The following is a 25,092-nucleotide window of genomic DNA, read 5'->3' on the forward strand; positions in this document are numbered from 1 at the left end:
GGTGATGCGCCGATCAGCCGAGCTTCTTGGCCTTTTCGAAGGCCTCGTCGATGGTGCCGACCATGTAGAAGGCCTGCTCGGGCAGGTGGTCGCACTCGCCGTTGGCGATCATCTTGAAGCCACGGATGGTTTCCGACAGCGGCACGTACTTGCCGGGCGCGCCGGTGAACACTTCGGCCACGTGGAAAGGCTGCGACAGGAAACGCTGGATCTTCCGGGCGCGGGCCACGGCCAGCTTGTCCTCGGGCGCCAGTTCGTCCATGCCCAGGATGGCGATGATGTCGCGCAGTTCCTTGTAGCGCTGCAGCGTGCCCTGCACGGCGCGGGCCACACCGTAGTGCTCTTCGCCGACGACGTTCGGGTCCAGCTGGCGCGAGGTCGAGTCCAGCGGGTCCACGGCGGGGTAGATGCCGAGCGACGCGATGTCGCGCGACAGCACCACGGTGGAGTCCAGGTGGGCGAAGGTGGTGGCGGGCGACGGGTCGGTCAAGTCATCGGCCGGCACGTACACGGCCTGGATCGAGGTGATCGAGCCGACCTTGGTGGACGTGATGCGCTCCTGCAGGCGGCCCATTTCCTCGGCCAGCGTCGGCTGGTAGCCCACGGCGGAAGGCATGCGGCCCAGCAGGGCGGACACTTCGGTGCCGGCCAGGGTGTAGCGGTAGATGTTGTCCACGAAGAACAGCACGTCGCGGCCTTCGTCGCGGAAGGATTCGGCGATGGTCAGGCCGGTCAGGGCCACGCGCAGACGGTTGCCCGGGGGCTCGTTCATCTGGCCGTAGACCATGGCCACCTTCGACTCGGACAGGTTCTCCTGAACCACGACCTTGGAGTCGGACATCTCGTGATAGAAGTCGTTGCCCTCGCGGGTACGCTCGCCCACACCGGCGAACACCGACAGACCGCTGTGGGCCTTGGCGATGTTGTTGATGAGCTCCATCATGTTCACGGTCTTGCCGACGCCGGCGCCGCCGAACAGGCCCACCTTGCCGCCCTTGGCGAACGGGCAGACCAGGTCGATCACCTTGATGCCCGTTTCGAGCAGTTCGGTGGAGGGCGACAGTTCGTCATAGGCCGGGGCCTTGCGGTGGATCGAAGCCGTCAACTCCTGCGAGACCGGGCCGCGCTCGTCGATGGGGTTGCCCAGCACGTCCATGATGCGGCCGAGCGTGGCCTTGCCGACGGGCACCGTGATGGGCGCGCCGGTGTTGACCACGGTGATGCCGCGGCGCAGGCCGTCGGAGCTGCCCAGCGCGATGGTGCGCACCACGCCGTCACCCAGCTGCTGCTGCACTTCCAGCGTCAGTCCGCCGCCTTCGAACTTGAGGGCGTCGTACACCTTGGGCATCTGGTCACGGGGAAACTCCACGTCGACCACGGCGCCGATACATTGAACGATTGTTCCTTGAGCCTGAGCCATGTTGTGCTCCAGTAATTTGTCTTGAATCTGCTGAATGCCGGATCGGGCGGAATCAGTTGCCGGTGGCCGCGGCCGCACCGGACACGATTTCCGACAGTTCCTTGGTGATGCCGGCCTGGCGGGTCTTGTTGTAGACCAGCTTCAGCTCGTTGATCAGGTTGCCCGCGTTGTCGGTGGCGGCCTTCATGGCCACCATGCGCGCCGACTGCTCGGAGGCCATGTTCTCGGCCACAGCCTGGTAGACCAGCGACTCCACGTAGCGCACCAGCAGGTCGTCGATGACGGTCTGCGCGTCGGGCTCGTAGATATAGTCCCAGGCATGCTGCGGGGCGCTGCCCTCGCCGCCCTTGAGGCTCTCGGCCTTCAGCGGCAGCAGCTGCTCGACCACCGACTCCTGGCGCATCGTGTTCACGAACTTGGTGTAGCTCAGGTACACGGCGGAAAGGCGGCCTTCGGCGTAAGCGTCCAGCAGCACCTTGACAGGGCCGATCAGCTTCTCTAGGTGGGGCGTGTCGCCCAGCTGCACCGCCTGCGAGACCACCTTGGCGCCCACGCGCGTCAGGAAGCCCAGGCCCTTGTTGCCGATGGCCACCGCCTCGGTGGACACACCGGCCGACTGCAGCTCGCGCAGCTTGCTGGTGACGGCACGAAGCACGTTGGTGTTCATGCCGCCGCACAGGCCCTTGTCCGTCGTCACCACGATCATGCCAGCGACCTTGGCGTCGCTGGTCTTCATGAAGGCGTGGGTGTACTCCGGATTGGCCTGGCTGAGGTTGGACGCAATGGCGCGGATCTTTTCGCTGTACGGACGCGCGGAGCGCATCCGTTCCTGCGCCTTGCGCATCTTGGACGCGGCCACCATTTCCATGGCCTTGGTGATCTTCTTGGTGTTCTCCACCGATTTGATCTTGCCGCGGATTTCCTTGCCGGCTGCCATAGCGCTCTATGCCTCTCGGATCAGGCGAAGGACTTCTTGAACGAGGTGATCGCGGCCGTCAGTTCGGCTTCCGCGTCCTTGTCCAGGGCCCGGGCCTGCTCGATCTTGTCGACCAGGGCGGCGTGGCTTGTCTTCAGGAACTGGTGCAGGCCGTGCTCGAAGGGCAGCACCTTCTTGACGTCCAGGTCGTCCATGAAGCCCTTGTTCACCGCGAACAGCGAAGCGGCCATCAGCGACACGGGCAGCGGGCTGTACTGGGGCTGCTTGAGCAGTTCGGTCACGCGGGCACCGCGGTCCAGCTGCTTCTTGGTCGAAGCGTCCAGGTCCGAGGCGAACTGCGCGAAGGCGGCCAGTTCGCGGTACTGCGCCAGGTCGGTACGGATACCGCCGGACAGGCCCTTGATGACCTTGGTCTGCGCTGCCGAACCCACGCGCGACACCGAGATACCCGCGTTGATGGCGGGACGGATGCCGGCGTTGAACAGGTTGGTTTCCAGGAAGATCTGGCCGTCGGTGATCGAGATCACGTTGGTCGGCACGAAGGCGGACACGTCGCCGGCCTGCGTCTCGATGATCGGCAGTGCGGTCAGCGAGCCGGTCTTGCCCTTGACTTCACCCTTGGTGAAGGCTTCGACGTAGTCGGCGCTCACGCGGGCGGCGCGCTCCAGCAGGCGGCTGTGCAGGTAGAACACGTCGCCGGGGTAGGCTTCGCGGCCCGGCGGGCGGCGCAGCAGCAGCGAGACCTGGCGGTAGGCCACGGCCTGCTTGGACAGGTCGTCATAGACGATCAGCGCGTCCTGCCCGCGGTCGCGGAAGTACTCGCCCATCGTGCAGCCGGAGTAGGCCGACACGTACTGCATGGCAGCCGATTCCGAAGCCGCAGCGGCGACGACGATGGTGTATTCCATAGCACCAGCCTGCTCCAGGGCGCGCACCACGTTCTTGATCGACGAGGCCTTCTGGCCGATCGCAACGTAGACGCAGGTCATGTTCTGACCCTTCTGGTTGATGATCGCGTCGATGGCCACGGCCGTCTTGCCGGTCTGGCGGTCGCCGATGATCAGCTCGCGCTGGCCGCGGCCCACGGGCACCATCGCGTCGATGGACTTCAGGCCGGTCTGCATCGGCTGGTCCACGGACTGACGGGCGATCACGCCGGGCGCGACCTTCTCGATCACGTCGGTCAGCTTGGCGTTGATCGGGCCCTTGCCGTCGATGGGCTGGCCCAGGGCGTTGACCACGCGGCCGATCAGCTCGGGGCCGACGGGCACTTCCAGGATGCGGCCCGTGCACTTGACGGTGTCGCCTTCGGAGATGTGCTCGTACTCGCCCAGGATCACGGCGCCGACGGAGTCGCGCTCGAGGTTCAGCGCCAGGCCGTAGGTGGGCTGGCCACCGGGCGTGGGCGGGAACTCCAGCATTTCGCCCTGCATCGCGTCGGACAGGCCGTGCACGCGCACGATGCCGTCGGTCACCGAGACCACGGAGCCTTCGTTACGGATGTTGGCGCTGACGCCCAGCCCTTCGATGCGGCTCTTGATCAGTTCGGAAATCTCTGCGGGATTGAGTTGCATGACTCTTTCCTTCTTTCAATCGGGTGTAAGGACGCGCGCCACCAGCCGGGTCAGGCGGTGAGCGCCGCCTTCATTTGTTCGAGACGGGCCTTGACCGAGGTGTCGAGCACTTCGTCGCCGACCACGGCGCGGATGCCGCCGATGAGCGACGGATCCAGCTCCACGCGGGTGGTCAGCTTGCGGCCGAAGCGGCGCTCCAGTGCGGCCTGGACTTCGCCCAGAGCCGGGCCTTCGATGGGGAAGGCGCTGAAGAGCACGGCATCGGCAGCGCCGCTGGCGGCGTTCTGCAGGGCGCGGTACTGCGTCGCCACTTCCGGCAGCGCGGCCAGGCGGCCGTTGTCGATGACGGCGTGCAGGAAGTTCTGGCCAGCTTGCGGCAGGCCGCCCGGCACCATCCCGGCGATCAGGTCGAACACCTGCTGCGAGGACACCTTGGGGCTGGCTGCGAATTGCTGCAGCTGCGCACTGCCAGCCACCTGGGCCAGCGGCTCAAGCCATTCGGCCGCAGCCTGCGCGTTGCCGGCTGACGCCTTGTACAGCGCCTCGGCGTAAGGACGGGCAATGGTGGCGAGTTCGGCCATCGGTTCGTCCTTACAGCTCGGTCTTCAGGCGATTGAGCAGGTCGGCATGCACGTTGGCATCGACTTCCTTGCGCAGGATCTGCTCGGCGCCCTTGACGGCCAGCGTGGCGACCTGCTCGCGCAGGACCTCACGGGCACGCACGGACTGCTGCTCGGCCTCGTCGCGCGCGGCGGCCACGATCTTGTTGGCCTCCTCGGTGGCGCGGGCCTTGGCCTCTTCGATGATCTGCTGGGCGCGGCGCTCGGCATCGGCCAGGCGGTTGCTGGTCTCGGTGCGCGAAGCCTGCAGCTCCTGCTCGACGCGTTGGTTGGCAGATGCGAGTTCGGCCTTGGCCTTCTCGGCGGCCGCCAGGCCCGCAGCGATCTTTTGAGCCCGTTCATCCAGCGCCTTTGCGATCGGCGGCCACACGAACTTCATCGTGAACAGCACGAGCAGCAAAAAGACGACGGCCTGAACGAACAGGGTTGCGTTGATGCTCACGACAACACCTTTCTACAGACGGTGTGGACGAAAAGGATCAGGCGCCGGCGACGACGAAGGGGTTGGCGAAGGCGAACAGCAGGGCGATGGCCACGCCGATCAGGAAGGCGGCGTCGATCAGGCCGGCCAGAATGAACATCTTGGTCTGCAGGTCGTTCATGAGTTCAGGCTGGCGAGCCGAGGACTCGAGGAACTTGCCACCCATGAGGGCGATGCCGATGGAAGCGCCGATAGCGCCGAGACCGACGATCAGACCACAAGCCAGAGCGACGAGACCGAGAACGTTTGCCATGATGACTCCTTAGATGAAAGGCAAGAGAGAGGGGAAAAACGAAACGAGAGGAAAAGCGGGAGCACGAGGGCCGCGAGGGCCACTCAGTGGGCTTCGTGCGCCTGGCCCAGGTAGATGAGCGTCAGCATCATGAAGATGAAGGCCTGCAGCGTGATCACCAGGATGTGGAAGATCGCCCAGATGGTGCCGGCAATGATGTGCCCGATGGGCAGCAGCACGCCCGACAGCGAGGCCGCCATGGCGCCGCCCATCAGGGCGATCAGCATGAACACCAGTTCGCCCGCATACATGTTGCCGAACAGCCGCATGCCATGCGAGATGGTCTTGGCCAGGTATTCGATGATCTGCATCAGCAGGTTGATGGGCCACAGCAGGGGATGGGCACCGAAGGGCGCAGAGATCAGCTCGTGACCCCAGCCGCCCAGGCCCTTGATCTTGACGCTGTAGATCAGGCACAGCAGCAGCACCGAGGTCGACAGGCCCAGCGTGGTGGACAGGTCGGCGGTCGGCACCACGCGCATGTAGGCATGGTGCGGGTCGTGGCCCAGGGCGGCGTAGGCCTTGGACCAGATCGCCGGCAGCAGGTCGACCGGCAGCATGTCCATGGCGTTGAGCAGGAAGATCCACACGAACACGGTCAGCGCCAGCGGGGCGATGAACTTGCGGCTCTTGGCGTTGTGGATGTTGGCCTTGGCCTGGTTGTCGACCATCTCGACCAGCATCTCGACGGCGGCCTGGAAGCGGCCGGGCACACCGGCCGTGGCCTTGCGCGCGGCGAGCCACAGGACGAAGCAGCCGAGCGCGCCGATCACTAGCGCATAGAGAACGGAGTCGAGGTTGATGACACCGAAGTCCACGATGGCCTTCTGGACCACGGGCTTGAGGCTCCAGTCCACCTGCCAGTGCTGCAGGTGGTGGACGATGTACTCACTCGCGGTCGGGGCGTGTCCTTCGGCGGCCATCTTTCAGCGTCTTTTCTCTTAAACAGTCAAATACGGTTCGGTTTGCGGGGCCGCATGACCAGCGCGAGCCAGTACATCTTGAGCGCGACCACCGCGCCGGCCAGCAGAGCCAGCCAGTGAATTCCCTCGATCAGCCACGGTGCCGCGGCCAGCAGAGCCACGGTCAGCGCGATCTTGATCAGTTCCCACACCATAAAACCCAGCATGGCAGCCGATTGCGACACGCCACCACGCATGCGACCCATGGCACGGGCGAACAGCGCAGCGGGCACAGCCACCGCCATGGCTCCGTAGAACGCGGACACCGCCGCCACCGGCCGCTGCGTCCAGCCCCAGGCCACCGCTGCCACGATCAACCCCGAGGCGATCTGGGCCCCGACCACCCACCAGGGGGAGAGTTCGGGATGGCGCTCGCGAAGCCGCTGGGCCTCTTCGGCGGTCAGCGGGGTGAAGCTGTCTTCGTCAGCTTCCGCGAGCTCGGTGTCGACCGTGGGGATCGGGGCCTTGGTTGTCATTCGAATGGCAGCCGTCGGTCCAAACGGTCAAGTGGAGAAATCTACAAAGCCACTCATTATAGGTAGCAAAAACACGTAGAGGCCAGCCCAGAGTGGTGCGCCTTCGATAATCGACCCATGCCTGCTGCCACGCCCCTGCCCGAATCCCTGTGCCATCTCGATGGCGAATACCTGCCGCTGCGCGACGCCAAGGTGAGCGTTCTGGACCGCGGCTTCATCTTCGGCGACGGCATCTACGAGGTCGTGCCGGTGTACGAGGGCCGCCTGTTCTGCTTCGACGAGCACATGGCCCGCCTGGAGCGCTCGCTCGACGAACTGCGCATTCCCAACCCGCACGACCGCGGCGGCTGGCGCACCATCGCGGAGCAGCTGATCGAGGCCTCGGAGCGCTCGCCCTCCCAGTCGCTCTATATCCAGATCACCCGCGGCGTCGCCATCCGCGACCACGCGATGCCGGCGGGCCTCATCCCCACGGTCTTCGTGATGCTCAACCCGCTCAAGCCCGTGGCCGACAAGGCCCGCGCCGAGGGCGTGGCCTGCGTCACGGCGGAGGAATTCCGCTGGCAGAAGGCCCACATCAAGAGCACCAGCCTGCTGGGCGCCGTGTTGGCGCGCCAGATCAGCGTGGAAGCCGGCGCCGCCGAGACGCTGATGTTCCGCGGCGAGCTGCTGAGCGAGGCCTCGTCGAGCAACGTGTGGGTGATCAAGGACGGCACCGTCGCCGGGCCGCTGCCCGACCACCGTGTGCTGCGCGGCATCCGGTACGGGCTGCTGCAGCGGCTGTGCGAATTGCGCGGCATTCCCTTCGCCCTGCGCGACATCACGCGGGGTGAAGTCTTCTCGGCCGACGAACTGCTGATCTCCTCCGCCACCAAGGAGATCGTGCCCGTCACCCGCGTGGACGGCCGCCCGGTTGGAAAGGGCGAGCCCGGCCCCATCTACCACGCCTTGTATGCGGCCTACCAGGACGCCAAGCAGGAGCCCCAGCCATGACCGACACCCCCGCCACCCCCGGTTCGACCGACCCGCGCAAGGATTCGCTGATCGAATACCCCTCGCGCTTTCCCATCAAGGTGATGGGTGCGAAGGTGGACGGCTTCGTCGGCGCCGTGACGCACATCGCCAAGCAGTTCGACCCCGAGTTCGACGCCGGCACCATCGAACTGCGCGACAGCCGAGCCGGCAACTATCTGGGCGTGACCATCACCATCACCGCCACCAGCCGCGAGCAGCTGGACGAGCTCTACCACACGCTGTCCTCGCACCCGATGGTCAAGGTCGTGCTGTGAGCGTGGCCGACGGCGAAGCCCCGGCCGCGGCAGAAGCCGTCCGCCCGCCCCCGCCCACGCCCGAGTGGCTGGGCCGGGTGGACTACGCCGCCACCTTCGCCGCCATGCAGCGCTTCACCGCCGAGCGCGTGCCCGAAACGCCCGACCGTCTCTGGCTGTGCGAACACGACCCGGTCTTCACCCAGGGCCTGGCCGGACGGCAGGACCACCTGCTGCTGCCGGGCGACATTCCCGTCATCCAGACCGACCGCGGCGGCCAGGTCACCTACCACGGCCCGGGCCAGGTGGTGGCCTATCCGCTGCTGGACCTGAAGCGCGCCGGCTACTTCATCAAGGAATACGTCTACCGCATCGAGGAGTCGGTGATCGCCACGCTGGCCCACTTCGGCGTGACCGGCCACCGCGTGCCCACGGCACCGGGCATCTACGTGCGGCTGGACGACCCTTTCTCGCACGCGGCGCTGACCGGCCCCATGCCCGGCGGTGACCCCTTCCGCGGCCTGGGCAAGATCGCCGCGCTGGGCCTCAAGGTCAGCCGCCACTGCACCTACCACGGCGTGGCGCTCAACGTGGCCATGGACCTGGAACCCTATTCGCGCATCAACCCTTGCGGCTACGCAGGGCTGCGCACGGTCGACCTTTCTACAATCGGCGTCCCCGTGGCCTGGGACGATGCCGCCCAGGTACTGAGCCGGAAGCTGCAGGCCTACCTCCTGCCCTGACACCCCCCCGGCCCCTCCCCGAAAGCCTCCCAATGAGCTCCACCGAAGTCGTCCGCGACGCCCAGAGCGCCGACACCTACAACCCGCTGGCCAAGCAGAAGGCCGCCGCCAAGCTCTCGCGCATCCCCGTCAAGGTCGAGCATTCGGGCGAGGTGCTCAAGAAGCCCGAATGGATCCGCGTCAAGGCCGGCAGCCCCACCACGCGCTTCTACGAGATCAAGCAGATCCTGCGCGAGTCCAACCTGCACACGGTCTGCGAAGAGGCCTCCTGCCCCAACATCGGCGAATGCTTCGGCAAGGGCACGGCCACCTTCATGATCATGGGCGACAAGTGCACCCGCCGCTGCCCCTTCTGCGACGTGGGCCACGGCCGGCCCGACCCACTGGACAAGGACGAGCCGCTCAACCTGGCCAGGACCATCGCCCGGCTGCGCCTGAAGTACGTGGTGATCACCAGCGTGGACCGCGACGACCTGCGCGACGGCGGCAGCGGCCACTTCGTCGAATGCATCCAGAAGACGCGAGAGCTCTCGCCCACGACGCAGATCGAGATCCTCGTGCCCGACTTCCGCGGCCGCGACGACCGCGCACTGGAGATCCTCAAGGCCGCGCCGCCGGACGTGATGAACCACAACCTGGAGACCATCCCGCGCCTCTACAAGGAAGCGCGGCCGGGTTCCGACTACCAGTTCAGCCTGAACCTGCTCAAGAAGTTCAAGGCGCTGCATCCCAACGTGCCGACCAAGAGCGGCATCATGGTCGGCCTGGGCGAGACCGACGAAGAGATCCTGCAGGTCATGCGCGACATGCGCGCGCACGACATCGACATGCTGACCATCGGCCAGTACCTCGCGCCCAGCAACAGCCACCTGCCGGTGCGCCGCTACGTGCACCCGGACACCTTCAAGATGTTCGAGGAAGAGGCCTACAGGATGGGCTTCAGCCATGCCGCCGTGGGCGCCATGGTGCGCTCCAGCTACCACGCCGACCAGCAGGCCGGCCATGTGCTGGCCGCCGGCGCCGAAGCCGCGCCTGCTGCCTGATCACCGCACCATGAGGCAGCTGGCGGCGCCTGCGCGCACCGTCCTGCCCGTACGGGTGGTGAAGCCGTGATCTCCACCACCGCCCTGCGCTACTTCGTCGAATCGGTGCGCTGCGGCTCCATCCGCGCCGCCTCCGAGATCCTCTTCGTCGCCCCCTCGGCCATCAGCCGCCAGATCGGCCTGCTCGAAGAGACACTGGGCGCGCCGCTGCTGGAGCGCAGCCGGGGCCGCTCGACCCTCAAGCTGACGGCCGCGGGCGAGCTGCTGATGCGCTATGCCAAGAGCGTGGACAGCGAATCGCGCCGCCTGCGCTCCGAGATCGAGGCCATCCAGGGCCTGCGCCGCGGCCACGTCAACCTCGGCATTCCGGAATCGCTGGTCCGCGACTTCATGCCCGGCTTCATGGCCCGCTTCACGCGGCGCTTTCCGGGCTTCACCTTCAACGTGCAGGTCTACAACAGCCCGCAGCTGATCGAGATGCTGGTGGACGACCGGCTGGACCTGTGCCTGACCTTCGGCAACGTCACCCATCAGGACGTGACCATCGCCTATCAGCGCCTGCTGCCGCTGTACGTGTACGTGAGCGCCGACCATCCGCTGCACGGGCGCGAGACGCTGCGCCTGTCGGACTGCGCCGAATACGGCCTGGCGCTGCCCGACGCCACCATGTGGACCAAGCAGCAATACGACGAGATGCTGTCCAAGGCCAAGATCCGGCCCAAGGTGGCGCTGGAGACCAACTCCTACGAGCTGCTGCGCAACGTCTCGGCCGAGGGCATGGCGCTGTCGATCCTGACGCCGCCGCTGCAGGACACGCAGCACCTGGCCGGCCGGGGCCGCTACGTCCTGCTGAAGGACCCGCGCGCCAAGCCGCAGCGCTTTTCGCTGTGCGTGCATCGTGGGCGCAACCTGCCGCTGCCGGTCACCACCTTCACGGCGGAGCTGACCTCGGCGCTGGAACAGCTGGAGCCCGAGAAGGTGTGAACGCGCCCGCCCTCGGTGCCGCCCGGCCCGGCCGCCGCGGCACGGGCCCGTGCACTGTGGGGCGCGCTCAGCCCGCCGCTTCCTCGGCCGCCAGCTCCGCCGGCGTCTTGTACTTCTGCACCGAAGCGAAGCGGCTCACCAGGTACTCGCCCGATTTGATCGGCGCATGCCGCGGCGCCTCGCCCGGCTCGACGAAGCCGGGCAGGCAGGCCACCGGCGTGTCGTAGTCCAGGTTGAAGAAGGTCGGGATCGAATAGCGTTCGCGGCCGGTGCGGTTGGCCACGCGGTGCAGGTTGGACACATAGCGGTCGTTGGTCCATACCTTCACCAGGTCGCCCAGGTTCACCACCAGCGTGCCCTCGATGTAGGGCGCGGCCACCCATTCGCCGGCCTTGGTGCGCAGTTCCAGGCCGCCGATCGGGTCCTGCACCAGCAGGGTCAGCATGCCGTAGTCGGTGTGGGCGGCGGCGCCCAGTTCCAGCTGCGTCGGCGACTCCTGCGGCGGATAGTGGAAGAGCCGCGCCTGCACCATCGGCTTGCGGGCGTACTGCAGGAAGAACTCCTCCGGCTGGCCCAGGGCCAGTGCAAACACGCGCAGCAGCCGCTTGCCCAGCGCGATGGTGTGGTTGAAGTAGGCCATCGCGGCCTCTTCCAGCCAGGGCTTGTCGGCCGGCCAGCGGTTGGGGCCATGCAGCGGGCGCCCGGCCTGCACGTCGGCATCGGTGAGCGGCAGGTCCAGGCCCAGTTCGTAGCTCTCCTTCAGGTCGGGCTTGTGGCCGGGATGCTGCGTCACGCCGATGGGCATGAAGCCGCGGCGGAAGCGCTCGTCGATCTTGTCCTTGAGCCGCTCCTCCATCGGCAGCGACATGTAGCGGCGGGTGGCGTCGAACACGGCATCGATGACGGACTGCGGCACGCCATGGTTCTTCACGTAGAAGAAACCGGTGTGCGTGCAGGCCTCGCGGAACTGCGCCACCAGCGGCGCGATGTCGCCGCCCGCGATCCATTCGCCCAGGTCGAGGACGGGCATTTCCTGCGCCGAGGCACGGCGGGGCGCGACCACGGCGTGGTCGTTCGATTCGGTCATGGGAGGCTCCTTGGTTTTGGGGGTGCGCGCGGTTCGGAAGGGCTAGCTGCCGCGCGAGAGATCGGTGAAGGCGTCGGCCCAGAAGATCACCCGCCGGGCGATCCAGCGCACCGCCGCATGCAGCACGATGCCGATGAGCGAGAGCACGATGAGGATGGCGAACATGCCCGCCGCGTCCATCGAGAAGTTGCGCTGCAGGATCAGGTAGCCCAGTCCCGCCTGGGCGCCGACGAACTCGCCCACGATGGCGCCGATGACCGACAGCACGATGCCGATGTCCAGCCCCGCGAACACATAGGGCAGCGCATGCGGCAGCCGCACCATGCGGAACACATGCCAGCCCGAGGCGGTGAAGGCGCGCATCAGGTCGATCTGCTCGCGCGGTGCCGAGCGCAGGCCGACGATGGTGTTGGCCAGCACCGGAAAGAACACGATGGTGGCCGTGATGATCACCTTCGACGTGGTGCCGAAGCCGAACCACAGCACGAACAGCGGCGCCACGGCCACCTTGGGCACAGTCTGGAAGGCCACCACGTACGGGTAGAGCACCGCCTCCAGCAGCGCGCTCTGGCCGATCAGCGCACCCAGCACGAAGCCGGCGAGCGCCCCGGCCGCGAAGCCGGCCAGGATCTCGTAGAGCGTGACCCACAGGTGCGAGGGGATGTCGCCAGAGGCGATGCCGTCGTAGAGCGCCTGCACCACGGCCAGCGGGCCGGGGAAGATCAGGTGCGACACGTCGAGTGCTGTGACCGCCAGCTGCCAGGCGGCGATCACGGCCACGAACACGGCGGCGATGAGCACGCGCCGGCGCATCGGCGTCAGACCGGTGGCACGCACCGGGGCGTCCTCGGCGGCGGCCGCGCCCGGCGGCACGGAAGAGGTCAGGGTGTCGGCCATCAGTCCAGCCCTCCGCTGGCATGCAGGTTCGCGCGGATGCCCGACACGTAGGTGCCGAAGCGCTCGGTGTTGATCAGGTCCAGGGTGCGCGGCGAGGGCAGGTCCACCTCCACCACCTGCGTCACGCGACCGGGCCGCGGCGACATGACGATCACCCGGTCGCCCAGGAAGACCGCCTCGGGAATGCTGTGCGTGACCAGCATGATGGTGGCGCCGGTGCGCTCGCGCAGCTTGAGCAGCTCGGTGTTCATGGTCTCGCGCGTCATGGCGTCGAGCGCGCCGAAGGGCTCGTCCATGAGCAGCAGCAGCGGGTCGTTGACCAGCGCCCGGGCGATGCCCACGCGCTGCTGCATGCCGCCCGACAGCTCGCCGGGGTACTTGGTCTCGAAGCCGGACAGGCCCACCAACTGCAGGTAGTGCCGGGCCCGCTCACGCGCGGCGGCACGGTCGCGGCCCTGGATCTCGGCCGGCACCAGCACGTTGTCGAGGATGTTGCGCCAGGGCAGCAGCACCGGCGACTGGAACACCACGCCCACGTCGCGACTGGGCCCGGCATGCGGCCTGCCACCCAGCTCCACCTGGCCGCGGCTGGCGCGCTCCAGGCCGGCCAGGATGCGCAGCAGCGTGCTCTTGCCGCAGCCGCTGGGGCCGACCACGGTGACGAACTCGCCGCGCCGCACGCTGAAATGCACGTCGTGCAGGGCGACGACGTCGCCGCCGTCCTTGGAGCGGAAGGTCTTGTGCAGGCCGCCGAAGCGGAAGGCCGGCGGCGCTTCGGGCGCCAGGGTCGAACTCATGCGAGGTCCTCGGGAGAAGGGTCAGACGGCGGCATCGGCCAGCGCCACCCAGTCGTCGATGGCCGCCAGCGCCTGCGCGCGCTGCGCCTCGGGCATGAACGCGGCCTCGAAGCTCTGGCGCGCCAGTTGCGCCAGCTCGCCCTGCGTCAGGCCCAGCGCCTGCTGGCAGGCGAGGTAGTTGTCGTTGACGTAGCCGCCGAAGTAGGAGGGGTCGTCGGAATTGACCGTGACGCACAGGCCGGCGTCCATCAGCGTCTTGAGCGGATGCGCCGCCATGTCCGTCACCACCTGCAGCTTGAGGTTGGACAGCGGGCACACCGTCAGCGGAATGCGGCGGCGCGTCAACTCCTGCACCAGCGCCGGGTCGTCCAGGCAGGCATTGCCGTGGTCCAGCCGGTCCACCTGCAGCAGCTCCACCGCCTCGCGTACATAGGCGGCCGGGCCTTCCTCCCCGGCATGGGCCGTCACCTTGAAGCCCAGTTCGCGGCAGCGGGCGAAGAAGCGCTCGAACTTCGAGGGGGGATGGCCCAGCTCCGCGCCGCCCAGGCCGAAGCCCAGGATGCGGTCGAACCAGGGCTCGGCCTCGGCCAGGAGCGCCATGGCCTCCTCTTCGCTGCGGTGGCGCTGGGCCACCAGGATCAGGCCGCTGGTGATGCCGTCCTCGGCCTCGGCCGCGTCCATGGCCGACAGCACGCCCTGCATCACCACCGCCAGCGGCACCCCGCGCGTGGTGTGGCCCTGCGGCCCGAGGAACATCTCGGCATGCCGCACGCCATCGGCATGGGCGCGACGCAGGTAGTCGCGCGTCACCTCGTGGAAGTCGGCCACCTGCAGCAGCACGCGGCAGCCGTCGTAGTACAGGTCCAGGAAGTCCTGCAGCCGGGTGAAGCGGTAGGCGTCGCGCAACTCGGCCTCGGTCTGCCAGCGGATGGCCACGCCGTTGCGCCGGGCCAGCGACAGCATCAGCTCGGGCTCGATGGAGCCCTCGATGTGCATGTGCAGTTCGGCCTTGGGCAGGCCGGCGATGAATTGTTCGGGCGTCATGTCAGCCGTTCTTGCACGCCTTGGCGGCGTCGACGACGGCCTGGTGATCGAAGCGGTTGATCGCCTCCACGAAGCCCGGCTTGAGGTAGAGCATCGACTCGACCGGCACCGTGCGCTTGATCAGCCCTTCGCCCTGCATGAAGTCCTGCATGCGGCCGTAGGCGGCCGGGTCCATCGCGCCGATCAGCTTGCCGCCATTCATGGTGTGCGCGGCCTTCATGGTGTCCAGCTGCGTGTTGAGTAGCGCCAGGTCCCACTTGGCCAGCGTGGCCTCGTCGGCGCCGGTGGGCTTGGTGGAGGGGAAGCTCTTCCAGTGGATGCGGCGGGCGCAGTCCGGGTTGGTCCAGGCGAAGAGCGTGGCCTTGGCGGCGCCGCGGGAGATGGCCTCCACCATCGCCGGGTCGGCGTCGATGGTCTTCTGCATGGTGGCGAAGGTGAAGTCGGGCAGGGCGCGCCAAGCCGGCGCGTACAGCACCCGCAGCGGTGTGCCGGCGTTCTGGAAGCCGGTGAGCGCCGAGCCCCAGAACATCAGGGCCTGCACCCGGTCGCTCTTGAGCGCTTCGAGCGCGGGCGCACCGGCGCCGGTGGCGATGATCTGCACGTCCTTGTCGGGGTCGATGCCGTTGGAGCGCAGGTAGCCCTTGAGCAGCGGCACACCGCCGGTGCCCAGGCTGAAGATGCCGATCTTCTTGCCCTTGAGGTCCGTCACGCTCTTGATGGGGCCGTCCTGCGTCACGCCGATGCCCCAGTCGATGACGCCGGTGCCCATGAGCCCGCGTACGGCCACGTTGTTGTCGGTGTTGGCCTGGATCAGGCCGGTGGAGTTGACCTGCGCGAACTCCACGCCGCCGGCCACCATCTGCTGGATGCCCTGCAGCGAGCCACCCACGGTGACCACCTTGACGTCGTAGCCCTCCTCCTTCCAGTAGCCCAGCGCGATGGGCAGCGTGAGCCAGGGATAGGTGACGTTGACCACCTGCGTGCCCAGGGCGATGGTGACGGGCTTGAGCGGCTTGGCGGGTGCCTGCCCATGGGCCGGCGCCAGCGCCGCGAGAGCGGCCGCAAAGCCCAGGGCCAGGCGGGCAAAACCAATACGCAGAGCGGTTGTCGTGGGGGAGAGCATGCGGGGTCCTCTGTCTTGATGCAGGAAAAGATAGCACCCGTGAAGTTCACCTTGGGATCAGATTTCAGCAATTCATGTACTGATTTTTTGCACATTCAGACGCAGCGCGGCATGGGGCTGTTCGATTCGCAAACGACGCGGATCGGGACGCATGGCTACAGTGCCGGGCTCGCCGGACCCGCCATGCTCGCCATCCTTTCGATCACCGTTCCCATCTATCTCGCCATCGCTGCCGGCTGGCTGGTCACCCGCAGGGGCCTGTTTGCCCGGACGGACATGCGGGTGCTGGGGCAGTTCGTCATCCGGCTGGCGCTGCCGGCCCTGCTGTTCAGCGCGCTGGTCCAGCGACCGACGGGCGATGTGCTCAACCTGCGCTACATGCTGCTGTACGCGGTGGGGTCGCTGCTCACGCTCTTCGTGGGCCGCTGGTGGGCGGCGCGACAGGCACCCGCCGGCAGCCCCGTGCCGGCGCTCGTGGCCATGGGCATGAGCTGCCCCAACAGCGGCTTCGTCGGCTACCCCATCCTGTCGATGGTGATCGCGCAGAGCGCCGGCCTGGTGCTGGGCCTGAACATGATCGTGGAGAACCTGCTGCTGGTGCCGCTGGCCATGGCGCTGGCTGATGCCGCCGACGGCCGCGGCGATTGGCGCCTCACGCTGCGGCGCACGGCGCACAGCCTGGCGCGCAACCCCATGATCTGGGCCATGGCGGCGGGCGTGGCGGTGGCGCTGACCGGCCTGCGCCTGCCGGCGCCGCTGCTGCGCACCATCGGTCTGTTCGCGCAGGCCAGCACCGCACTGTCACTGTTCGTGATCGGCGGCTCGCTGGTGGGCCTGGGCCTGGCGGGCATGCGCCGCCAGGTGCTGCGCATCGCGGCCGGCAAGCTGCTGCTGCACCCCGCTTTGATGCTGGCCGTGCTGCTGGCCGCCGAGGCGCTGGGCATGCCGCCCATGGAGCCGGCGCTGCGCCTGGCGCTGGTGCTGTCGGCGGCTGCGCCCATGCTGAGCATCTATCCGATCCTGGCGCAGCCGCATGGCCAGGATTCGCTGGCGGCCGCCTCGCTGCTGGCCACCACCGCCCTGTCCTTCTTCACCATCAGCGCCCTGCTGGCGGTACTGCCACACCTGCTCGGCATGTAGCCGCGGCACGCCGGGCCCGCGCTGCGCCCTCGCACGGCAGCGTGGGCCCATTCAAATTTCCTCCGACTTTGCCCCCGACCATTCGCTCGCGCCGGTCTCCTGCCGGCGCCCATGGTTCCGGCCGACGGCCGGCCGTGGCTCGAAAGGAACGGAGCAAGAATGAAGAACACCCTCGTCGCCCTGGCCTGCGGCGCGCTCGCCGGGGCCGCCTCGGCCCAATCGTCTGTCACCCTCTTCGGCACCATCGACACGGGCGTGACCTATCAGTCGGCCACGGCCACCGATGCCACCACCGGCCTCACCACGCGCCAGAGCCGCACCAGCCTGGGCAACTCGGGCTACGGCAACAGCAGCCTGGGCCTGCGGGGCGTGGAAGACCTCGGCGGTGGCCTGGCCGCCAGCTTCTGGCTGGAGGCGCCGCTGTCCACCGACGATGGCGCCGGCAGCCTGGCGTTCACACGCCGCTCGACGGTGAGCCTGTCGGGCCGTTTCGGTGAGATCCGCCTCGGCCGCGACCGCACCGCCAACTCCCTGAACGACACGATCTTCGACCCCTTCGGCGGCAACGGCTCGGGCGCGAACATCATCGGCGCGGTGAGCGCGGCCGACACCGGCCTGGCGACCAACTACCTGCGCGCCAGCAACATGGTGAGCTACTTCCTGCCGGCCACGCTGGGTGGCTTCTACGGTCAGGTGCAGTACGCAGCGCACGAGAACGTCGATACCAGCACCAGCCTCACCGGCACCAGCGATGCGGGCCGCTACACCGGCGCGCGCTTCGGCTATGCCAACGGCCCGCTCGACATCGCCCTGGCCTCCGGCCAGACCACCGTGACCGACAGCGGCAGCCTCACCCGCACCGTGCGCCGCAGCAACCTGGGGGCCACCTACGACTTCGGGCCGGTCAAGCTCTTCGGCGAACTCTCCAACGTGCGCGACCGCTCCGACACGCTGCAGACCTCGCTCAGCAACAACTACGACGGCTACCTGATCGGCGCCAGCATGCCGGTGGGCGCGGGCCTGATCCGCGCCTCCTACGGCCAGGTGCGCTACGACGAAGGCGCGCTCGCGCCGCTCTACGGCGAAGCGCCGCGCTCGCGCAAGCTGGCGCTGGGCTATGTGCACAACCTGTCCAAGCGCACGTCGCTGTATGCCACCGTGGCGCGCATCAGCAACCGCAACGACAGCGCCTACACCGGCAGCCTGTCGGCCGCGGCCACCACCGGCTACGGCTCGGTGGGCGTGGGCTACAGCGGTCTGCCGAAGTCGTCCACGGGGTACGACTTCGGCATCCGCCACAACTTCTGACCGGGAGGCCGCCGTGAGAGCTGGAGCCCGCACCGACGCCACCGCCTGGCGCACCGCGCCCGCGAGCCTGCCTGCCGGCGTACAGCCGGCCGACACGACGGCCGACCTGCGCGCCGTGCTGGCCGCCATGGCAGCCGGGCCGCGCCTGGCGCCGGGCGTGTCCGTCGACTGGCAATTGCCGGCCCATGCCCTGTGGGTCGCCATGGCGCCGAACGGCCTGGCACAGGTGCTGGGCCGCCTGCTCGCGCTGGCCGCCGAACTGCTGGCGCCCGCCGGCGGCGTGCTGCGCGTGCACGCACGCGCCGAAGGCGCCACCGCCGCCGTCTCGGTGGTGGACGAGCCGGCAGACCGGCAGCCGCCCGCGCTGGCCCGGCGCGTGCACGGCTTCTCGCAGGCCGTGCATCCGGAGCGCGACGCCGCGCTGCGGCCGCTGGCCGAATGCGCCCAGGCCATCGATGCCCACCGCGGCCGCCTCTATGCCGCCCCCTCGGCCTGGGGCGCGATGGGGGCCACGCTGCGACTGCCCCTCGTGCCATCCGTGAAGGAGCAAGCCTGATGTCCCCCTCGAAGCAAACCGGCCGCGGCTACCGTGCCCTGGGCCCCGTCACCGCGCTCGTCGGCGTGTTCAGCGGCGCATGGCTCAGCTGGAGCCCGTGCACTGCCGACCCGCACCCGAGTCACCAGGATTTGTTTACCCTCGGCCCCATCGTCCAGCACGCCCCCCCGCCCGGCGAGTTGCCCTGGCCCTTCCGGCCATCGGCGCGACCGGCGGCAGCCCAATGCCCCGCCTGACGCTCACGCGCAAACTCTTCCTGGCCCTGGCCACCCTGCTGCTCACGCTGATGGTGGCCTTTGCCGTTTCATCGATGCTCTCGCTGCGCAGCGGCCTGGGGCCGTACGTGGCCGAGATCGAGATCCGCCGGCTGAGCTGGCTGGCCGAGCGGCTGCAGCAGCACTACGTGGCCAATGGCAACTGGTCGCGCCTGCGCGGCAATGAGGAGGCATGGAACCGGCTCCAGCGCGGCGAGGTGGACCCGGCCTCGCTGGCGCCACGCGAACGCCCGCCCAGCCTCTGGGACCGGTCCTCGCGCGGTGGCGGCTGGACCCTGCCCTTCGGCGAGGACCGCGAGCCGCCCTCGCCCCTGGAGCCGGGCGGCCGCGTCGCGCCGCCCTGGTTCTTTCCCTTTCCCCGCGGCGAGGGTGGCCCGCCCGATCTGATCTTCAAGCGGCTGGCGGTGGTCGACACGGCCGGCAAGCTGGTGGTGGGCGCCAAGGTGGACCCGGCCACAGCGGCGCACCTGCCCATCCGCAGCGGCACGGTCATCATCGGCCAGCTGCTGCTGGCGCCCATGCAGGGCCTGGAGCACGAAGCCGACCGCGCCTTCCTGGCACGGCACTCGGGCTTCATCGCGCTGGCAGGCGCGGTCGGCCTCGTGGCCGCGCTGCTGATCGCAGGCCTGGTCGGCCGGCGCTGGCTGGCGCCCATCGACGACCTCACCCACGCGGCCCGGGCCGTGGCCCGCGGCCGGCTGGGCACGCGCGTGCACGTGCAGGGGCAGGACGAGCTGGCCCTGCTCGGCCGCACCTTCAACACCATGGCCGACCGCCTGGACAAGGCCGAAGCCGGCCGGCGCGCCTGGCTGGCCGACGTGGCGCACGAACTGCGCACCCCCCTGGCGGCCATGCGTGCCGAGATCGAGGCCATCCAGGACGGCGTGCGCAGCTTCGACGACCGCACCGCCCTGCGCCTGCATCGGCAGGTGATGCGCCTGACCCAGCTGGTGGACGACCTGCGGCACAGCATGGACAGCCATGGCACCACGCTGCGCGAGCATGCGCCCACCTACCCGCTCACGCTGCTGCAGGAGGCACTCGCCGCCACGCGCGATCGCTTTGCGCAGGCCGACATCGCGGTCGAGGCCGACAGCGTGGGCCGCCTGGCCGAAGAGCGGGCGCCCCGCGTGCTGGGCGAGGCCCGCAAGCTCAGCCAGGTGTGGATCAACCTGCTGGAGAACACGCTGCTCTACACCGACGCGGGCGGCCGCCTGGCGATCGAGGCGCGCATCGACCGGGTGGACGGCGGCCCGGCCCTGGTCGTGCAGCTGGACGACAGCGCCCCCGGCGTGACCGAGGACGAGTTGCCGCGCCTGTTCGACCGCCTGTTCCGCGCCGAGGCCTCGCGCAACCGCGCGCTGGGTGGCTCGGGCCTGGGCCTGGCCATCTGCCGCGCCATCGTCGACGCCCACGGCGGCGACATCGAGGCCGGCGCATCGCCGCTCGGCGGCCTGCGCATCACCCTCTTCCTTCCCCTTTCGGACACCGAACCCTCATGACCCGCATCCTCATCGTCGAAGACGAAACCGACATCGCCGACGTGCTGCGCGACTACCTGCGCCGCGAGGGCCACCAGACCGACCATGTGGCCGACGGCCGCGAGGCGCTGCGCCACATGCTGGAAACCCCGCCCGACCTCACGCTGCTGGACGTGATGCTGCCCGGGCTGGACGGCCTGTCGGTACTGCAGCAGGCGCGGGTGCACACGCAGCACCCGGTGATCATGCTCACGGCCCGCACCGAAGAGGTCGACCGCCTGCTGGGCCTGGCCCACGGCGCCGACGACTACGTGTGCAAGCCCTTCTCCCCGCGCGAGGTGGTGGCCCGCGTGGCCGCCGTGCTGCGCCGCACGCGCGCACCGCAGGAAGTGGCCGCCGCCGCGCACGGCATGGAGCTGGACGAGAGCTGCTGGCATGCCTCGCTCGGCGGGCAGCCGCTCAACCTCACCCGACGCGAGTTCTCGCTGCTGCGCGTGCTGGCCCGGCAGCCGGGTCGCATCTTCTCGCGCGCACGGCTGCTGGAGCTGGCCTATGAAGACGATGTCGACGTCACCGAGCGCGCCATCGACAGCCATGTGAAGAACCTGCGGCGCAAGCTGTCGCAGGCGGCGCCCGAGCACGAGTGGATCCGCTCGGTCTACGGCGTGGGCTTCTCCTTCGAGGCGCCTCCGGCGCCGGCCGCACCCCGCGGCTGAGCGGCCGCGCGTCCCGTGCCCGCGAGTGTGGCGGGCGCGCGTCGGTCTGCGGTGGGATGTGCACTTTGCCACCCCGCTGCGCAATGCCTCCCAGGTCGGCGCCAACACTGATGTCTTCCTCCAAACACCCAGAAGGGACGCAAGACATGGCTTCATTCCGACCACTCGCCGCCGCAGGGGCCGCCCTGCTCGCCGCCGGACTTTCCGGCTGCATCATGCTGCCGCCACCCCCGCCACCGCAGGCCCATGCCCAGTGCATGATGCGCCCCGCCGGCGGCCCGCCGATGCCGCGCCCCGACGCGGAGGCAGGCTGCGGCGCGCCACGTCCGGGCCCGGGCCCGGGCATGGGCTTCGGTGAAGGCGCCATGCCGCGCGGTGGCATGTCCATGCCCTGAGCGGCGCTGCCACGCATCTGGGGCACACTCCGGGCCCCCATGCGCGCTGCCTTCCTGATCGCCCCCGCCACCCTCGCCCAGCACCTGCCCGCCGCCGCCTACCAACGGGGCCTGGACGCCTACCGGCGCCAGCAGGTCGTCAGCCATTCGCTCGCACCGGCCAGCCGCAGCGAATGGCGCATCGAGGGCGAAGTGCAGGGCGAGGACCGGCAGGTGCACGAATGCAGCGTGCTGCTGGAGCTGGACGCGGATGGCCGCATCGCCAGCTTCGGCAGCGACTGCAGCTGCGCCGCCGGCAGTCGCTGCCGGCATGCGGTGGCCCTGACGCTCAAGGCCGCCTACCAGAGCGGCACCGTGCGCGGCGCCGAGCCGCCCTCCCCGCCGCGGCCCCCAGCGCCGGCCGCACCTGCGGGACTGCCGCCCTCGCTGGGCCTGTTCGACGATCTGGCGCCACCGCCCGCTGCGCCCGAGAGCGATCCACCGATCTACCTGCTGCAGGAAAGCCGCCGCAGCCCGCGCGAGCCGGCACGGCCGCTGCTGGCCTGGCGGCTGGCCCGGCCGCTCAAGCGTGGCGGCTGGGGCCGTCTGCGCTCGCCTGATGCGGATGCGATGGTGCGGCTGGGCCTGCCCGGCAGTGGTTTGTCCGAGTCCGATCGCGACTGCCTGGCCCACATCGGCCGGCTCGGCGGCGCCTTCTACCTGCACACGGCCAGCGGTCTGCTGCAGGGGGCGGAGGCCCCTTCGGCCCTGCAGGCCGCGGCCCGCACCGGCAAGCTCTTCCTGGCCGATGCGGAGGGCCGGCCGCAGGGCGCGCCGCTGCGCTGGGGGGCGCCGCGCGCCATCGGCTGGCACTGGGCGCCGGCCACGCTGGGCGATGCGCCGGCCTGGATGCTGCAAGCCGTCCTGGCCGAGCCGGCGGAAGGCCGCACGCTGTATGCCGCGCTGCCGCCGCTGTACCTGGACCGGGCCGCCGGCGAATGCGGCGTCGCCGAGGCCGCGGGCATGTCGCCCGCGCAGCTGACGCAGCTGCTCACCCTGGGGCCGCTGCCGCAGTCAGCCTTCGACGATGCGCAGGCCGAGCTGCTGCCGCGACAGCTGGGCATGCCACTGCCCGCCCGCGCCGACCATCCGGAACCCTGGCCGGTCAGCCTGCCGCAGCCCTGCCTGCGCCTGCGGCCGGTGCCGCCGGCCGAGCGCGCCGCGCGCGGCCTGCTCGTCGCACTGCTGGACTTCGACTACGGCGGCCTGCGCGGCCACTGGCCGGAGCATCCAGCGCGGGTGCTGGCCGAGCACGACGGGCGCCGCGTGCTGCTGCAGCGCGACCTGGCCGCCGAGCAGTGGGCGCGCCAGCGCCTGCAGGCGCTGGACCTGTCGGTCGACGCGCTCGGCCGCTGGCACGGTGCCTCGGCGGCACGCTGGCTGGACTGGGCCGTGAGCGGCTGGGCCGCACTGACGAATGCCGGCTTCCGTGTCGAGCCCGACCCCGCCCTGCGCGGCCTGGCCGAGCCGCCCCATGCACTGGCGCTGCGCATCGTGGAAGGAACGCCCGAGGACGCGGCGCCCGCTGGCGAAGCCCCGGACGAGCGTTCCGCCTCGCCCTGGTTCGAGCTGTCGCTGGGCATCGAGATCGACGGCGAGCGCCACAACGTGCTGCCCTGGCTGCCGGGCCTGCTGGCGCAGATCGAACACGGCCCCGACGGACCCCAACTGCCCGACTGGCTGTGGCGCGAGCAGCCCGACGGGCGCTGGCTGCGCCTGCCCTCCGCCCCGCTCAAGCCCTGGCTGCAGGCCCTGCTCGACCTCGTGGCCGAGCGCCCCGCCCCCGACTGGGAGCAGGCCGCGACGCTGCGCCTGACGCAGGTGGAGGCCCTGCGCATCGGCGCCACGCTGGACGACGGCGCGGTGTGGGACGGCGCGGACCGCCTTCGAGAGTTGCTGCGCCAACTGGGCGGCGACGCCGCGCTGCCCACGGTGCCGGCACCGGCCGGCCTGCAGGCCGCCCTGCGTCCGTACCAGCAGCAGGGCCTGGACTGGCTGCAGTTCCTGCGCCGCCACCGGCTCGGCGGCATCCTGGCCGACGACATGGGCCTGGGCAAGACGCTGCAGACCCTGGCGCACCTGCTGCGCGAGAAGGAAGATGGCCGCCTGGACAGGCCCTGCCTGGTGCTGGCACCGCTGAGCCTGCTGGGCAACTGGCGGCGCGAGGCCGCGCGCTTCGCGCCCGCCCTGCGCACCGCCGTGTGGCACGGACCGCAGCGCCATGGCCGCGGCGGCTTCGGCGGCACGGACCTGGTCATCGCGCCCTATTCGCTGCTGCCGCGCGACCGCGTCTTCTGGCAGAAGCAGGCCTGGCACGTGGTGGTGCTGGACGAGGCGCAGCAGATCAAGAACGCAGACTCGCAGGTGGCGCAGGTGGCCGCCAGCCTGGAGGCGCGCCAGCGCGTGGCCCTGTCGGGCACGCCGCTGGAGAACCACCTGGGCGAACTCTGGAGCCTGTTCCACTTCCTCATGCCCGGCTTCCTGGGCAGCCAGGCGCGCTTCCGCGAGGTCTTCCGCACGCCCATCGAGCGGCATGGCGACAGCGCCTGCCTGGAGCAGCTGCGCAAGCGCGTCACGCCCTTCCTGCTGCGGCGGACCAAGCAGAACGTGGCCAAGGAGCTGCCCGACAAGATCGAGACCCTGAGCGCCGTCACGCTCGAAGGCCCGCAGGCCGACCTGTACGAGACCATCCGCCTGGCCACCGAGCGCCAGGTGCGCGAGTCGCTGGCCGAGCGCGGGCTGGCGCGTTCGCAGATCCAGGTGCTCGATGCGCTGCTCAAGCTGCGGCAGGTGTGCTGCGACCCGCGCCTGGTCAAGTCGCTGCCGGCGGCGCAGCAGGTGCGCCAGTCGGCCAAGCTGGCATGGCTGATGGACGTGCTGCCCGAGATGCTGGAGGAAGGCCGGCGCGTGCTGCTGTTCTCGCAGTTCACCAGCATGCTGTCGCTGATCGAGGCCGCCCTGCGCGAGCGCGGCCTACGCTGGACCACGCTCACTGGCAAGACCACCGACCGCGAGGCCGCCATCGCCCGCTTCACCCGGGGCGACGTGCCGCTCTTCCTCATCAGCCTGAAGGCCGGCGGCGCGGGCCTGAACCTGCCCGAGGCCGACACCGTCATCCACTACGACCCGTGGTGGAACCCCGCCGTCGAAGCGCAGGCCACCGCCCGCGCCCACCGCATCGGCCAGCAGCGGCAGGTGATGGTCTACAAGCTGGTGGCCGAAGGCACCATCGAGGAACGCATCCTGGCCATGCAGGCGCGCAAGGCGGCACTGTCGCAGGGCCTGCTCGAAGGCGGCGCCAGCGGCGACCGGCTGCTGTTCACCGAGGACGACGTGGCGCTGCTGCTGCGGCCGTTGGGGAACTGAAGCGCAGTCTGGCGGGCAAGCAGGCGACAGGCCGCGCAAGACCACGCCGCTATGCTGGCCGGCAGAAC

25 protein-coding genes are annotated in these 25,092 nt (G+C 69.5%); 12 read left to right on the forward strand and 13 right to left on the reverse strand.

All coding sequences use genetic code 11. From position 1 onward, the window contains the following. Positions 1 to 13 precede the first annotated feature (13 nt). From atpD to ACT54X_RS24185, 8 genes are all read right to left on the reverse strand, one after another. Complete coding sequence (gene atpD, locus ACT54X_RS24150; RefSeq protein ID WP_043117619.1) at positions 14 to 1,420, reverse strand: F0F1 ATP synthase subunit beta; 1,407 nt, start codon at positions 1,418 to 1,420, stop codon at positions 14 to 16. A 52-nt stretch (positions 1,421 to 1,472) separates the two neighbouring features. Then, complete coding sequence (atpG, locus tag ACT54X_RS24155) at positions 1,473 to 2,357, reverse strand: F0F1 ATP synthase subunit gamma (RefSeq protein WP_294377217.1); 885 nt, start codon at positions 2,355 to 2,357, stop codon at positions 1,473 to 1,475. A 20-nt stretch (positions 2,358 to 2,377) separates the two neighbouring features. Continuing rightward, positions 2,378 to 3,931: a F0F1 ATP synthase subunit alpha gene (gene atpA, locus ACT54X_RS24160; protein WP_354321865.1), complete on the reverse strand. Its 1,554-nt coding sequence runs from the start codon at positions 3,929 to 3,931 to the stop codon at positions 2,378 to 2,380. A 50-nt stretch (positions 3,932 to 3,981) separates the two neighbouring features. Then, on the reverse strand, positions 3,982 to 4,512 hold the full coding sequence (locus ACT54X_RS24165; RefSeq protein WP_294377211.1) for a F0F1 ATP synthase subunit delta: 531 nt from the start codon (positions 4,510 to 4,512) through the stop codon (positions 3,982 to 3,984). 10 nt (positions 4,513 to 4,522) lie between these two features. Next, a complete protein-coding gene (locus ACT54X_RS24170; RefSeq protein WP_017762128.1) occupies positions 4,523 to 4,993 on the reverse strand; it encodes a F0F1 ATP synthase subunit B in 471 nt (156 codons plus the stop codon). Positions 4,994 to 5,030: 37 nt separating this feature from the next. Continuing rightward, positions 5,031 to 5,285, reverse strand: coding sequence for a F0F1 ATP synthase subunit C (gene atpE, locus ACT54X_RS24175; RefSeq protein WP_038200332.1), 255 nt, complete (start codon positions 5,283 to 5,285; stop codon positions 5,031 to 5,033). An 83-nt stretch (positions 5,286 to 5,368) separates the two neighbouring features. Further along, positions 5,369 to 6,247, reverse strand: a complete 879-nt coding sequence (gene atpB / locus ACT54X_RS24180) for a F0F1 ATP synthase subunit A (protein WP_476349079.1) — start codon at positions 6,245 to 6,247, stop codon at positions 5,369 to 5,371. A gap of 26 nt (positions 6,248 to 6,273) precedes the next feature. Then, positions 6,274 to 6,762: an ATP synthase subunit I gene (locus tag ACT54X_RS24185; protein ID WP_476349081.1), complete on the reverse strand. Its 489-nt coding sequence runs from the start codon at positions 6,760 to 6,762 to the stop codon at positions 6,274 to 6,276. 117 nt (positions 6,763 to 6,879) lie between these two features. On the opposite strand from ACT54X_RS24185, the gene ACT54X_RS24190 reads away from it, so the two are divergent. The 5 genes from ACT54X_RS24190 (at position 6,880) to ACT54X_RS24210 (ending at position 10,800) form a co-directional block, all read left to right on the forward strand. Continuing rightward, positions 6,880 to 7,755, forward strand: coding sequence for a D-amino acid aminotransferase (locus ACT54X_RS24190; RefSeq protein ID WP_476349083.1), 876 nt, complete (start codon positions 6,880 to 6,882; stop codon positions 7,753 to 7,755). After that, complete coding sequence (locus ACT54X_RS24195) at positions 7,752 to 8,051, forward strand: YbeD family protein (protein ID WP_476349085.1); 300 nt, start codon at positions 7,752 to 7,754, stop codon at positions 8,049 to 8,051. Before ACT54X_RS24190 ends, ACT54X_RS24195 begins: the two co-directional genes overlap by 4 nt. Before the next feature lie 104 nt (positions 8,052 to 8,155). Beyond that, a complete protein-coding gene (lipB, locus tag ACT54X_RS24200) occupies positions 8,156 to 8,773 on the forward strand; it encodes a lipoyl(octanoyl) transferase LipB (protein ID WP_476349125.1) in 618 nt (205 codons plus the stop codon). A 32-nt stretch (positions 8,774 to 8,805) separates the two neighbouring features. Next, on the forward strand, positions 8,806 to 9,816 hold the full coding sequence (lipA, locus tag ACT54X_RS24205; protein ID WP_476349087.1) for a lipoyl synthase: 1,011 nt from the start codon (positions 8,806 to 8,808) through the stop codon (positions 9,814 to 9,816). Between the two features lie 66 nt (positions 9,817 to 9,882). Then, positions 9,883 to 10,800 carry a LysR family transcriptional regulator gene (locus ACT54X_RS24210; RefSeq protein WP_476349089.1) on the forward strand — a complete coding sequence of 306 codons (918 nt, stop codon included), beginning with the start codon at positions 9,883 to 9,885 and terminating at the stop codon, positions 10,798 to 10,800. A gap of 67 nt (positions 10,801 to 10,867) precedes the next feature. On the opposite strand, the gene ACT54X_RS24215 is transcribed toward ACT54X_RS24210, so the two are convergent. From ACT54X_RS24215 to ACT54X_RS24235, 5 genes are read right to left on the reverse strand one after another with little or no spacing between them, the layout of a single operon-like run. Then, positions 10,868 to 11,887, reverse strand: coding sequence for an isopenicillin N synthase family dioxygenase (locus ACT54X_RS24215; protein ID WP_476349091.1), 1,020 nt, complete (start codon positions 11,885 to 11,887; stop codon positions 10,868 to 10,870). Positions 11,888 to 11,929: 42 nt separating this feature from the next. Next, the gene (locus ACT54X_RS24220) at positions 11,930 to 12,784 is read right to left on the reverse strand and encodes an ABC transporter permease (protein ID WP_476349093.1); all 855 of its coding nucleotides are present in this window, start codon (positions 12,782 to 12,784) and stop codon (positions 11,930 to 11,932) included. Then, positions 12,784 to 13,581: an ABC transporter ATP-binding protein gene (locus ACT54X_RS24225; RefSeq protein WP_294377179.1), complete on the reverse strand. Its 798-nt coding sequence runs from the start codon at positions 13,579 to 13,581 to the stop codon at positions 12,784 to 12,786. Before ACT54X_RS24225 ends, ACT54X_RS24220 begins: the two co-directional genes overlap by 1 nt. A gap of 21 nt (positions 13,582 to 13,602) precedes the next feature. Beyond that, positions 13,603 to 14,625 (reverse strand): adenosine deaminase, encoded by a 1,023-nt coding sequence (locus ACT54X_RS24230; RefSeq protein ID WP_294377176.1) that lies wholly within the window; start codon positions 14,623 to 14,625, stop codon positions 13,603 to 13,605. A gap of 1 nt (position 14,626) precedes the next feature. After that, the gene (locus ACT54X_RS24235) at positions 14,627 to 15,748 is read right to left on the reverse strand and encodes an ABC transporter substrate-binding protein (protein WP_294377173.1); all 1,122 of its coding nucleotides are present in this window, start codon (positions 15,746 to 15,748) and stop codon (positions 14,627 to 14,629) included. 183 nt (positions 15,749 to 15,931) lie between these two features. Here ACT54X_RS24235 and ACT54X_RS24240 point away from each other — a divergent pair, with 183 nt between their 5' ends. From ACT54X_RS24240 to ACT54X_RS24270, 7 genes are all read left to right on the forward strand, one after another. Next, complete coding sequence (locus ACT54X_RS24240) at positions 15,932 to 16,888, forward strand: AEC family transporter (RefSeq protein WP_294377170.1); 957 nt, start codon at positions 15,932 to 15,934, stop codon at positions 16,886 to 16,888. A gap of 159 nt (positions 16,889 to 17,047) precedes the next feature. Continuing rightward, positions 17,048 to 18,196: a porin gene (locus tag ACT54X_RS24245; RefSeq protein ID WP_294377167.1), complete on the forward strand. Its 1,149-nt coding sequence runs from the start codon at positions 17,048 to 17,050 to the stop codon at positions 18,194 to 18,196. A 13-nt stretch (positions 18,197 to 18,209) separates the two neighbouring features. Next, positions 18,210 to 18,752, forward strand: a complete 543-nt coding sequence (locus ACT54X_RS24250) for an ATP-binding protein (RefSeq protein ID WP_294377165.1) — start codon at positions 18,210 to 18,212, stop codon at positions 18,750 to 18,752. A gap of 223 nt (positions 18,753 to 18,975) precedes the next feature. Next, complete coding sequence (locus tag ACT54X_RS24255; RefSeq protein ID WP_294377163.1) at positions 18,976 to 20,529, forward strand: ATP-binding protein; 1,554 nt, start codon at positions 18,976 to 18,978, stop codon at positions 20,527 to 20,529. Further along, positions 20,526 to 21,224, forward strand: coding sequence for a response regulator (locus ACT54X_RS24260; protein ID WP_294377160.1), 699 nt, complete (start codon positions 20,526 to 20,528; stop codon positions 21,222 to 21,224). Before ACT54X_RS24255 ends, ACT54X_RS24260 begins: the two co-directional genes overlap by 4 nt. A gap of 146 nt (positions 21,225 to 21,370) precedes the next feature. Further along, a complete protein-coding gene (locus ACT54X_RS24265) occupies positions 21,371 to 21,619 on the forward strand; it encodes a hypothetical protein (protein WP_476349098.1) in 249 nt (82 codons plus the stop codon). A gap of 39 nt (positions 21,620 to 21,658) precedes the next feature. Further along, on the forward strand, positions 21,659 to 25,024 hold the full coding sequence (locus ACT54X_RS24270) for an SNF2-related protein (RefSeq protein ID WP_476349099.1): 3,366 nt from the start codon (positions 21,659 to 21,661) through the stop codon (positions 25,022 to 25,024). The last annotated feature ends 68 nt before the right edge of the window (positions 25,025 to 25,092 follow it).

The sequence above is a fragment of the Pseudacidovorax sp. DMC4 genome (assembly GCF_056314265.1).

What these genes read in the sequence shown, in the direction of transcription:
- ACT54X_RS24260 (WP_294377160.1), top strand. Translation starts at nt 20,526, where the DNA reads ATGACCCGCATCCTCATCGTCGAAGACGAAACCGACATCGCCGACGTG.
- ACT54X_RS24230 (WP_294377176.1), bottom strand. Translation starts at nt 14,625, where the DNA reads ATGACGCCCGAACAATTCATCGCCGGCCTGCCCAAGGCCGAACTGCAC.
- ACT54X_RS24240 (WP_294377170.1), top strand. Translation starts at nt 15,932, where the DNA reads ATGCTCGCCATCCTTTCGATCACCGTTCCCATCTATCTCGCCATCGCT.
- ACT54X_RS24220 (WP_476349093.1), bottom strand. Translation starts at nt 12,784, where the DNA reads ATGGCCGACACCCTGACCTCTTCCGTGCCGCCGGGCGCGGCCGCCGCC.
- lipB (WP_476349125.1), top strand. Translation starts at nt 8,156, where the DNA reads ATGCAGCGCTTCACCGCCGAGCGCGTGCCCGAAACGCCCGACCGTCTC.
- ACT54X_RS24225 (WP_294377179.1), bottom strand. Translation starts at nt 13,581, where the DNA reads ATGAGTTCGACCCTGGCGCCCGAAGCGCCGCCGGCCTTCCGCTTCGGC.
- ACT54X_RS24195 (WP_476349085.1), top strand. Translation starts at nt 7,752, where the DNA reads ATGACCGACACCCCCGCCACCCCCGGTTCGACCGACCCGCGCAAGGAT.
- atpG (WP_294377217.1), bottom strand. Translation starts at nt 2,357, where the DNA reads ATGGCAGCCGGCAAGGAAATCCGCGGCAAGATCAAATCGGTGGAGAAC.
- atpA (WP_354321865.1), bottom strand. Translation starts at nt 3,931, where the DNA reads ATGCAACTCAATCCCGCAGAGATTTCCGAACTGATCAAGAGCCGCATC.
- ACT54X_RS24215 (WP_476349091.1), bottom strand. Translation starts at nt 11,887, where the DNA reads ATGACCGAATCGAACGACCACGCCGTGGTCGCGCCCCGCCGTGCCTCG.
- ACT54X_RS24270 (WP_476349099.1), top strand. Translation starts at nt 21,659, where the DNA reads ATGCGCGCTGCCTTCCTGATCGCCCCCGCCACCCTCGCCCAGCACCTG.
- ACT54X_RS24235 (WP_294377173.1), bottom strand. Translation starts at nt 15,748, where the DNA reads ATGCTCTCCCCCACGACAACCGCTCTGCGTATTGGTTTTGCCCGCCTG.
- atpB (WP_476349079.1), bottom strand. Translation starts at nt 6,247, where the DNA reads ATGGCCGCCGAAGGACACGCCCCGACCGCGAGTGAGTACATCGTCCAC.
- atpD (WP_043117619.1), bottom strand. Translation starts at nt 1,420, where the DNA reads ATGGCTCAGGCTCAAGGAACAATCGTTCAATGTATCGGCGCCGTGGTC.
- atpE (WP_038200332.1), bottom strand. Translation starts at nt 5,285, where the DNA reads ATGGCAAACGTTCTCGGTCTCGTCGCTCTGGCTTGTGGTCTGATCGTC.
- ACT54X_RS24255 (WP_294377163.1), top strand. Translation starts at nt 18,976, where the DNA reads ATGCCCCGCCTGACGCTCACGCGCAAACTCTTCCTGGCCCTGGCCACC.
- ACT54X_RS24245 (WP_294377167.1), top strand. Translation starts at nt 17,048, where the DNA reads ATGAAGAACACCCTCGTCGCCCTGGCCTGCGGCGCGCTCGCCGGGGCC.
- lipA (WP_476349087.1), top strand. Translation starts at nt 8,806, where the DNA reads ATGAGCTCCACCGAAGTCGTCCGCGACGCCCAGAGCGCCGACACCTAC.
- ACT54X_RS24190 (WP_476349083.1), top strand. Translation starts at nt 6,880, where the DNA reads ATGCCTGCTGCCACGCCCCTGCCCGAATCCCTGTGCCATCTCGATGGC.
- ACT54X_RS24165 (WP_294377211.1), bottom strand. Translation starts at nt 4,512, where the DNA reads ATGGCCGAACTCGCCACCATTGCCCGTCCTTACGCCGAGGCGCTGTAC.
- ACT54X_RS24265 (WP_476349098.1), top strand. Translation starts at nt 21,371, where the DNA reads ATGGCTTCATTCCGACCACTCGCCGCCGCAGGGGCCGCCCTGCTCGCC.
- ACT54X_RS24185 (WP_476349081.1), bottom strand. Translation starts at nt 6,762, where the DNA reads ATGACAACCAAGGCCCCGATCCCCACGGTCGACACCGAGCTCGCGGAA.